The sequence below is a fragment of the Alteromonas sp. AO-Serp genome (genome assembly GCF_017849675.1).
Classification (GTDB): Bacteria; Pseudomonadota; Gammaproteobacteria; order Enterobacterales; family Alteromonadaceae; genus Alteromonas; species Alteromonas macleodii.
Genome location: NZ_JAFLMX010000107.1, coordinates 1 through 8866, shown reverse-complemented (window position 1 = coordinate 8866; position 8866 = coordinate 1). Strand labels below are relative to the sequence as shown.

General features: G+C 47.2%; 7 protein-coding genes. 2 read left to right on the top strand and 5 right to left on the bottom strand.

The window, feature by feature from the left end; all coding sequences use genetic code 11:
• Positions 1-81: 81 nt before the first annotated feature.
• The 4 genes from QVA83_RS08240 to hutC all read right to left on the bottom strand — a co-directional run bounded on the left by QVA83_RS08240 (position 82) and on the right by hutC (position 4948).
• Positions 82-624 (bottom strand): CreA family protein, encoded by a 543-nt coding sequence (locus QVA83_RS08240; protein ID WP_377956470.1) that lies wholly within the window; start codon positions 622-624, stop codon positions 82-84.
• Between the two features lie 68 nt (positions 625-692).
• Positions 693-2276: a histidine ammonia-lyase gene (gene hutH / locus QVA83_RS08235; RefSeq protein WP_156077963.1), complete on the bottom strand. Its 1584-nt coding sequence runs from the start codon at positions 2274-2276 to the stop codon at positions 693-695.
• A gap of 2 nt (positions 2277-2278) precedes the next feature.
• A complete protein-coding gene (gene hutU, locus QVA83_RS08230) occupies positions 2279-4018 on the bottom strand; it encodes a urocanate hydratase (RefSeq protein ID WP_156077962.1) in 1740 nt (579 codons plus the stop codon).
• Positions 4019-4123: 105 nt separating this feature from the next.
• On the bottom strand, positions 4124-4948 hold the full coding sequence (gene hutC, locus QVA83_RS08225) for a histidine utilization transcriptional repressor HutC (RefSeq protein WP_156077961.1): 825 nt from the start codon (positions 4946-4948) through the stop codon (positions 4124-4126).
• A gap of 191 nt (positions 4949-5139) precedes the next feature.
• Here hutC and hutI point away from each other — a divergent pair, with 191 nt between their 5' ends.
• Complete coding sequence (gene hutI / locus QVA83_RS08220) at positions 5140-6399, top strand: imidazolonepropionase (RefSeq protein WP_287498340.1); 1260 nt, start codon at positions 5140-5142, stop codon at positions 6397-6399.
• Positions 6392-7360 (top strand): formimidoylglutamase, encoded by a 969-nt coding sequence (gene hutG / locus QVA83_RS08215; protein ID WP_156077959.1) that lies wholly within the window; start codon positions 6392-6394, stop codon positions 7358-7360. The genes hutI and hutG overlap by 8 nt, the downstream gene beginning before the upstream one ends.
• Before the next feature lie 35 nt (positions 7361-7395).
• On the opposite strand, the gene sstT is transcribed toward hutG, so the two are convergent.
• On the bottom strand, positions 7396-8616 hold the full coding sequence (gene sstT, locus QVA83_RS08210) for a serine/threonine transporter SstT (RefSeq protein ID WP_156079094.1): 1221 nt from the start codon (positions 8614-8616) through the stop codon (positions 7396-7398).
• Positions 8617-8866: the final 250 nt, after the last annotated feature.

The window sequence follows — 8866 nt, the reverse complement described above, 5'->3', positions numbered from 1 at the left end:
TGGATAGATTAAATACAAGGTGTTAGCATCAAAGAAGCCCTCTTGTAAGAGGGCTTTTTAATATTGAGTTAATGCGTTTCGCTACGCGGGCTTTTTAAACGCTAGCGTTTCCCACAGTGGTACCGTAGACAAACTATGTTTATAGCTGCCAGACGTCTCCTTAGTACTGTAAGACAAATAAATCAGTGTTTTTGAGTCGGCATCATAAATTCTTCGAAGCTTCATATTCTTGAAAAACACGCTCTTCGATTTTTTGAATATTACTTCCCCTGAATCTGACTTATCAATGGCGTTTAACATCTCAGCCGTAATAGGGCCGGTTTGTCTGCACGCGATTGAACTGTCTGATGGGTCCGACAAATCAAGGTTCGCTTCAATACTTGAAATATGGCAGGTTACACCTGTCACTATGGGGTCTTGAAGCGCATCAATTTTAATGTCTTTAGTAGTGAAGAGGCCAAGAGACACATCACCCACTTCGCTGTCGCTACAGCCTGCCAACGTAAACACCGACGCGGCGAGTAAACCCAACACAGTGCTTTTCGCAAAAGAGCCGCTCTTAAAAGTGCCTTTCATAGAAGTACGAGCCTCGTTTGAACTTAACCAACGTCCATTTGTTTTCATATCATTCCCACCTCTACTCTATTTATGATCTTTAATTGTTTACTCGAAATACCGAGCCAGTGATCATTTTAGCCTAACAGGTTTAACTGTGTCTTATCCATGAGGTCGTGCTGCTTAATAAGTTGCTTTGCCTTTTCAATATCTGGCGCAAAATAACGGTCCTTGTCGTAAAACGGCACTTGGTCTCTTAGTAGCTGCATCAACACCTGTAGTTTTTCGCTGGTTTTAAACGGCTTCCTAAAATCTAACCCTTGGCAGGCCGCTAACCACTCAATGGCCAATATTCCTGCCACGTTATCGAAAATATCTCGTAAGCGCCTCGCGGCGAAGGTAGCCATAGACACGTGGTCTTCTTGGTTCGCAGACGTAGGCAACGAATCGATAGATGCGGGGTGCGCCAGGGTTTTGTTTTCACTAGCAAGCGCCGCACAGGTAACCTGCGCAATCATGAAGCCCGAGTTTACCCCACCATTTTCAACCAGGAACGGTGGCAAACCACTTAAATGCGTATCAATCATTAACGACATTCTGCGCTCCGACAGTGCGCCAATTTCAGATAGTGCAATAGCCAGCATATCTGCCGCCATTGCCACTGTTTCCGCATGAAAGTTTCCGCCAGATAGAATATCGCCAGTTGGCGTATCAGCGTCATCATTATTTTCAACAAAAACCAACGGGTTGTCGCTTACTCCATTAGCTTCAACCACCAAAATCTCTTGGGCATAGCGCATTTGCTGTAAACACGCTCCCATCACCTGTGGCTGGCAACGCAGAGAGTATGGGTCTTGTACTTTTTCACACCGTTGATGTGAATGGCCAATCTCTGAGGTGTCTAGCAATGTTCTAAACGCAGTCGCCACATCGCTCTGGCTTTTGTGGCCACGCACTTCGTGGATCCGCGCGTCGAACGGCACGCGGGAACCTAACGCGGCCTCAACAGTAAGCGCACCAATACCAATAGCACTATGAAGCGCATTTTCAGTATAAAACAACCCCTGAAGTGCAAACGCTGTCGAGGCTTGTGTGCCGTTTAACAGTGCTAAGCCTTCTTTAGGTGCCAGCGCAATTGGCTGCATGCCGGCTATTTCAAGGGCTTGGGCTGCACTAATTCTCTCTCCTTTATAAAAAGCTTCCCCTTCCCCTAACAGCACCACACTCATGTGTGCTAAAGGCGCTAAGTCGCCGCTGGCGCCTACCGAGCCTTTTTCAGGAATGGCGGGATAAACCTGTGCATTAAACAAGGTAATGAGCGCTTCTATTACGCTGAGGCGAATGCCAGAATAACCACGGGCCAAGGAGTTAATTTTTAACAGCATGAGCAGGCGCACAGTATCTTCTTGCATAAAGTCGCCCGTACCGGCCGCGTGCGATAACACAATACTGCGCTGTAATAGCTCTAACTCATCAACATTAATACGAGTATTAGCCAACAAACCAAAGCCGGTATTGATGCCATAGACAGTCCGGTTTTCTTTAATGACATTAAGCACTACTTGCTCGGCGGCGTTTATAGCGGGTACTGCGCTTTCATCTAACGATAAATGAACGTGGCTTCGATGTACTTCCCGTAACTGATCTAACGTCAATGTACCTGGCACAAGATTAAGTTGCTTAACACCACCGTTTTCAGTAATAAAAGACGAATGCGACATGACTATTTCTCCCCACCAAAGCTTTTGTTCGCGCTTGAATGTGTGCTTGTTCCATCAGGGCTTTGATTATTAGCCGCGTTATTGATCATGGGAAGATCCAAGTTGTGCTTGGCAGCACAGTCTTTTGCAATGTCGTAGCCTGCATCTGCATGACGCATTACGCCCGTGGCAGGGTCGTTATGAAGAACCCGAGCAATACGCTCAGCCGCTTCGTCCGAACCGTCACAAACAATCACTACACCCGAGTGTTGGCTAAAACCCATTCCTACACCGCCACCATGATGAAGGCTTACCCAGGTTGCACCACCCGCTGTATTTAGCAGGGCGTTCAGCAGCGGCCAGTCCGAAACGGCATCTGAACCATCGAGCATGGCCTCGGTTTCTCTATTGGGTGAAGCTACCGAACCAGAGTCGAGATGATCCCGCCCAATCACAACTGGCGCGCTTAGCTCGCCACTGCGAACCATTTCATTGAAGGCAAGCCCCAGCTTTTGTCTTTCACCCAGCCCCACCCAGCAAATACGCGCGGGCAGGCCTTGGAATTGAATGCGTTCTTTGGCCATATCTAGCCAGTTATGTAGATGGGGGTTGTCGGGTATAAGCTCTTTAACTTTAGCGTCCGTTTTATAGATATCTTCCGGATCGCCTGACAGCGCAGCCCATCTGAAAGGCCCTATGCCCTGACAAAAAAGCGGTCGAATATAAGCAGGAACGAAACCTGGGAAATCGAACGCATGCTCAATACCCTCTTCTAGCGCCATTTGTCTAATGTTGTTGCCATAATCAAGAGTAGCAGCGCCAGCTTGTTGGAAACCAAGCATTGCTTTAACTTGCAGCGCCATCGACTGTTTTGCACTTTTCACAACACCCGCTTCGTCTTTTTTACGCTGCGCCTCAGCTTGATCTAGCGTCCACCCCACTGGTAGATAGCCATTCAACGGATCGTGCGCACTGGTTTGATCGGTTACAACGTCAGGGATAATCCCTTTTGCCAACATATCGGGAAATACTTCAGCAGCATTGCCGAGCAAGCCAATTGATACTGGTTTACCTTCTTGCTTGGCTTCCCCAAGTAGTTGCATGGCTTCTTCTAACGAATGCGCTTTTTTGTCCAAATAGCCTGTGCGAATTCTGAAATCTATGCGAGTTTCATCTACCTCCACAGCTACCATTGAAAAGCCAGCCATGGTTGCAGCTAAAGGCTGTGCTCCGCCCATACCGCCCAAGCCACCAGTCAAAATCCAGCGTCCTTCAGCGCTTCCTTCAAAATGCGTTTTGGCCACGCTCACAAACGTTTCATAAGTCCCTTGGACAATGCCTTGCGAGCCTATGTATATCCATGACCCTGCGGTCATTTGCCCGTACATCATCAAACCTTCTTTATCCAGAGCGTTAAAGTGCTCCCAGTTTGCCCAATGCGGTACAAGGTTAGAGTTAGCAATTAACACACGAGGTGCATTTTCGTGAGTGGGAAATACCCCAACAGGTTTGCCTGATTGAACCAGCAACGTCTCATCAGTATTTAAACGCTTGAGTACTTCTACAATTTTGTCGTAAGACGCCCAGTCACGGGCCGCACGCCCAATACCGCCGTAAACCACCAGATTTTGCGGATGCTCCGCAACGTCTGGATCCAGGTTATTCATTAACATGCGAAGCGGCGCTTCAGTTTGCCAGCTCTTCGCATTTAGCGTACTGCCTCTTGGGGCACGTATTTCTCTTGTAGGGTCGAGGCGTTTCATAAACTTCTCCTAGGCATATTCTTACGTTTGCCAATTTGTTTTTTATTAGGAAGTGTCATCTTTTTAGAAAGTAATGAGTTGCTAGCGCCTTTGGCGCAATGACACTTAGAACTCCAAGTGTCCTCCCAAGCGGTATCGACTACCTGGGTGATACAGCACCGCGTGGCTAACCACTGCGCTTGAACTCGCTTTTGGACTATTATTCACGGATGTATCTAACGTAGCCTTTAAGCCGTTCCCTAACTGGGCATTCGCCGTTGACGACTCGCCAATATTGCTCTCGTCGCTGGTTATTGCGCTGGGCACTCGAGAGAAGGTTCGTCGCGTAATCTTCAGGCACGGCTCTTTTGGCTTAATCAATAGTGCTTGTGCAATATCTTTTTCAACAACCACAGCTTCTACGCTGTGATCGGCTTGTGAAAGGGGCGCGACCTGATTCAAATAAAAGTTTGCAGTTTGAGCTTTAAAATCTTTATCTAAATAGTCGTTAATCCACGCTGGGTTAACCCACCTATCTTCATACTGCACGGGTAGATTGTTCTCGCAGTGTACGATAATGCTATGAAATACTGGCTCTCCCACATCGATACCCAGTCGTTGAGCAATAGCATCACTGGCTGGCGAGGTTTCCAACACTAATATCTCGTTAGTGTATCTATGCCCCCGCTGCTCTATTTCATCGCGAATGCTTTTGATCTCAAGCATTGAGCTCATAGGGCGACTATCTGACACAAAGGTGCCTATCCCCTGGCTGCGCATTAAAATGCCCTCGTCCACCATTTCACTTAGCGCTCTTCGCGCAGTCATTCGGCTTACACCGTTCTGCTGGGCAAGTTGGTTTTCTGAAGGCACTTGGCTACCCGGCTTCATCTCACCACTTTCGATGGCATCCAAAATTGCTGTCTTAATTACTCTGTACCGAGGTTGCATATCGTGGCCATTCACAACTAAATTGTTAATAATATGCTAACAGCATACTTGTATATACAAGTATGCACAAGTACACTGAACTCAAAATTTACACTGCGTTTCAGTAAAGATTCTGGTCAAAGCCAGACAAAGAACAAGACGACCAGTTAGACGAAAAACCAGACAAGAGGTGGCTTAGAGTGGAGCACGTTATGGGTTATCAGTACGACACGCTTTTTTACAATGTTCGCATTGCGTCTATGCAAGACAACGAGTTGCCCTATGGCGAATTACCGCCACACGCCATTGCCATAAAAGACGGTATAATTGCTGCATTACTTCCTTGCGATGACTCACTAGACGACGTGTTTGAGCAGGCCAAAAGCGTAATAGATGCCACTACCCTAATTCCCCAAAATGAAGGTTCAACGCCCAAACACCCGTGGCTATTGCCTGGCTTCATCGATTGTCATACGCATCTGGTGTATGGCGGCAATCGCGCCGAAGAATTCGAAATGCGATTGCAAGGCGCAAGTTATGTAGACATTGCGCAGCGCGGCGGTGGTATTAAAGGGACGGTTGAAAAAACTCGACGCTCTGACGAAAACACCCTGCTTCACACTGCGATAAAACGCGCAAAGCGACTGTGCGAAGAAGGTGTTACCACCATTGAAGTCAAATCAGGTTACGGGCTGGATTTAGACACTGAAGTGCGTATGTTACGTGTGGCAAAATCCCTTGAGCAGCACCTTCCTGTGAGTATTCAAACTACCTATTTAGGCGCTCACGCCCTGCCCAATGAATTTGCTGAGGACTCAGACGGATATATCGATTTTATTTGCGACGAGGCACTTCCTCACATTGCTTCGAAAAACTTGGCTGACGCCGTTGATGTATTTTGTGAAACTATCGGTTTTTCAACTTCACAAACAGAACGAGTGTTTAGCTGCGCACAGCAGCACGGTTTACCCATTAAAGCTCATGTAGAACAGCTTAGCGACAGCAAAGGCGCAGTGCTAGCAGCTAAGTACGGCGCACTATCGGTAGATCACATTGAATATTTAGCTGACAGCGATATTCCCTTACTTGCCCAAAGTGGCACCGTTGCCGTACTTTTACCAGGCGCTTTTTATTACTTGAGTGAAGTTCAAAAGCCGCCGGTAGACGCCCTAAGGGCGCACAATGTGCCCATGGCCTTAGCCACTGACTTTAATCCAGGTAGTTCGCCGTTAGCCTCAATCCTTACCGCGATAAATATGGGGTGTGTGCTGTTTCAACTTACGCCAGAAGAAGCGCTACGCGGCGCCACTGCACACGCGGCTAGCGCACTTGGGCTGCACGACCGAGGAGTTATTGAAGCAGGTAAGCTTGCTGACTTAACACTGTGGGATATCGAAACGCCGGCAGAGCTTGCCTATTGTATTAATGGCCACCGCCCCATTGCGGTGTTTAAGGAAGGTAAACATGTTTAAGTGGCAAGGCAGAATAGACAGTGAAGACGGTGTTGAGGGCCTACGTTGGCATCAAAAAGTTAACGAACTTGAAGTGGGCGAAGATAATTCATTGGCCAACTCCGTTACCCTTGTTGGTTTTGAAAGTGATTTAGGTGTGGCATTTAACAAAGGCCGCGTAGGTGCAGCTGCTGGACCAAACGCTATTCGCCAGGCACTTGCAAACTTGCCTTGGCACTGGCCAAACGCATCATTAGCCGATTTAGGGAATGTTTCCGCTAAAGAGAACTTAGCCCAGTCACAAACCCAATATGCTGACGCCATTTGCTATGCGCTCAAGCAAAACGATGGTTTGGTCATCGGTCTGGGAGGGGGACATGAAATTGCATGGGGTAGCTATCAAGGGGTTTTCAATGCTAAGCCCGAAAGCGCCCGCATTGGAATTATTAATTTCGACGCCCATTTTGATTTAAGAAAACCTTCACCAAACACCAGTTCAGGTACGCCGTTCAGGCAAGTGTATGAGCACTGCCAGTTACACGATACACCGTTTCATTATGCTTGTTTGGGCGTATCGAAAGCGGCTAATACACCAGCGCTGTTTAACTTTGCCAATGCGTCCAACACGCGCTATTTAACCGACGTGGCGTTAAATGATGAATCGCTGTGCATGCAACGAATAGATGAGCTGCTATCTCCGATGCTAAAAGACATCGATGAGCTTTACGTCACTGTATGTTTAGATGCATTTCCAGCAGCACAAGCACCTGGCGTTAGCGCACCCAGTGCGTTGGGGATTTCCCCCACACTTGTTATTAACACGCTACACTTTTTAGCACAGCACCAAAGTACTTATGGGTATCAATGGAGATTGTGTGACGTTGCGGAAATGAACCCCAATTATGATATTGATAGCCGCACAGCAAAGCTGGCTGCACGGCTAATTTTTGAAGCGGTAGATGCAGTAAGTTCGCCCACTTAAACTGTTTAACGCTTTAACGTTTGACGCTTTTATGTTTACTGGCCGCCTGCCCTTTCACACGCAGCGGCGGTAAACAAGACATCGGTGGAGCTATTTAATGCTGTTTCGGCAGAGTCTTGCAGTACGCCAACAATAAAGCCCACCGCAACTACCTGCATAGCCACTTCATTGGGTATATTAAACAGGCTACAGGCCAGCGGAATAAGCAGTAGCGAACCGCCTGCAACACCTGAACTTCCACATGCTGATACCGCAGCGATAACGCTTAACAATACAGCAGTAGGGAAATCTACAGAAATTCCCAAGGTATTAACCGCAGCTAGCGTCAACACGGTTATTGTGATCGCAGCCCCAGCCATATTAATGGTGGCGCCTAACGGAATAGATACCGAATAGGTGTCCTCATCAAGCTTTAAGCGTTTACACAGCGCCATGTTTACCGGGATATTCGCCGCCGAACTACGAGTGAAAAACGCCGTAATACCGCTTTCTTTAAGGCATTTGAACACCAAAGGATAAGGGTTCTTTTTGGTTGCCAGAAATACTAACAAGGGGTTGGTCACTAGTGCGATAAATAGCATCGCGCCAATCAGTACCGTTAATAAATGAGAGTAGCCAAGCAATGCTTCAAAGCCCGTTGTAGCAATGGTATTAGCTACCAAGCCGAAAATACCGAAGGGCGCGAGTTTAATAACAAAACCCACCACGGTTGTTACGCTATCTGCCATATTTTGAAGTAGCGCTTTCGTTGCCTCGCTAGCATGACGTAGACCTAAACCTAGACCTACAGCCCACGTGAGAATACCAATGTAATTTCCATTTACTAACGCATTTACCGGGTTATCTACCATGTTATAAAGCAAAGTAGTTAGGACTTCCGACACCCCTTTCGGCGCAGCTTGGCTAACTTCTGAAGTTACTAAGCTTAAGCTTGTAGGAAAAGCAAAGCTTGCCAACACGGCGGTGAGCGCGGCCAGTAACGTACCTACAAGGTAGAGCACCAAAACAGGTTTTATGAAGGTTTGCTCGTTTTGCTTGTGGTTGGCGATGGACGCCATGACTAAAACAAAAACCAATAAAGGAGCAATTGCTTTTAGGGCTTTTACAAATAAGTTACCCAATAGCCCTGCTGATTGAGCAACTGAAGGTGAAAAAGTAGCTATCGCAATACCACATACGATACCAATGATAATTTGCAGTACCAAACTGCCATTCATGTAGCGCTGAAACAGGCTTGGGCGTGACGTTGAATCCATAAATGCTGGTCCATTATTATTTTGACGACGCACCATGATACCAGTCCACATAGATAATTACCCACTCAGCGAGAGTTAAAATGTTCGTAATCGCGGCGTGTTACCGCAGGTATAGTGGTTCTACATCAAGGGGACACAACAAAGAGTACGAACATTTTAAACTCGCCCTTTGGGAAGGTCTGGCAAGCTTCCTAGCTGCATTCTGGGAATTTGAAAGGGAACAGCCATTCCTGCATTCCCACGCTTTGCT

Coding starts and splice junctions, on each gene's coding strand:
- hutI (WP_287498340.1), top strand. CDS start 5,140: ATGGGTTATCAGTACGACACGCTTTTTTACAATGTTCGCATTGCGTCT.
- hutH (WP_156077963.1), bottom strand. CDS start 2,276: ATGTCGCATTCGTCTTTTATTACTGAAAACGGTGGTGTTAAGCAACTT.
- hutU (WP_156077962.1), bottom strand. CDS start 4,018: ATGAAACGCCTCGACCCTACAAGAGAAATACGTGCCCCAAGAGGCAGT.
- sstT (WP_156079094.1), bottom strand. CDS start 8,616: ATGGATTCAACGTCACGCCCAAGCCTGTTTCAGCGCTACATGAATGGC.
- hutC (WP_156077961.1), bottom strand. CDS start 4,948: ATGCAACCTCGGTACAGAGTAATTAAGACAGCAATTTTGGATGCCATC.
- QVA83_RS08240 (WP_377956470.1), bottom strand. CDS start 624: ATGAAAACAAATGGACGTTGGTTAAGTTCAAACGAGGCTCGTACTTCT.
- hutG (WP_156077959.1), top strand. CDS start 6,392: ATGTTTAAGTGGCAAGGCAGAATAGACAGTGAAGACGGTGTTGAGGGC.